Origin of the sequence: Shigella sp. FC1567, assembly GCF_001743015.1 — a bacterium.
In the GTDB taxonomy this organism is placed as follows: domain Bacteria; phylum Pseudomonadota; class Gammaproteobacteria; order Enterobacterales; family Enterobacteriaceae; genus Escherichia; species Escherichia coli.
In genome coordinates this window covers 1-459 of the sequence record NZ_MIIV01000397.1, presented here as the reverse complement: position 1 = coordinate 459, position 459 = coordinate 1, and the positions used below count along the sequence as shown (strand labels likewise).

The 459-nt window shown below is 56.4% G+C and carries 1 protein-coding gene and 1 pseudogene; both read right to left on the bottom strand.

Annotated elements, in window-relative coordinates:
• Positions 1 to 307, bottom strand: a 307-nt coding sequence (locus BHE85_RS18525; protein ID WP_032219445.1) for a transposase, incomplete at its 3' end; no start/stop codon positions are given.
• 54 nt (positions 308 to 361) lie between these two features.
• A pseudogene (locus BHE85_RS27720) lies at positions 362 to 459 on the bottom strand (hypothetical protein); the annotation flags it as partial.

Below are 459 nucleotides of genomic sequence, written 5' to 3'. Positions count from 1 at the left end.
CGAACTCCGCCTTCGCAAAATAAGCGGAAGCCTGGCGAAGGATATCGTTACTGCGGCGCAGTTCACGATTTTCACGTTCCAGCTCTTTCAGACGCTGACGTTCAGCGGTGGTGAGCCCGCCATCACCGCCTCCGGTATCCCGCTCATGCTGGCGTACCCAGACACGCAGAGTCTCCGGTGTACAGCCAATCTTTGGGGCAATGGAACAAATTGCCGCCCACTGTGAGTCATATTCGCCCTGACTTTCCAGAACCATACGAATCGCCCTCTGACGGACTTCGGGGGAAAAACGAGTATTTTTAGTCATCCTGTTTACCTCTTTCTCAGGGAGTTTAGTCTCCAGGATTCCCGGGGCGGTTCAGTAAGCCCTGGAGAGCGGATCCCTGAGCGCGGCGAAGGCCGACAGGAACAACGCCCGTTTGAGAGCTTTATTACCCCGTCGCGAGGGATGCTCACCGC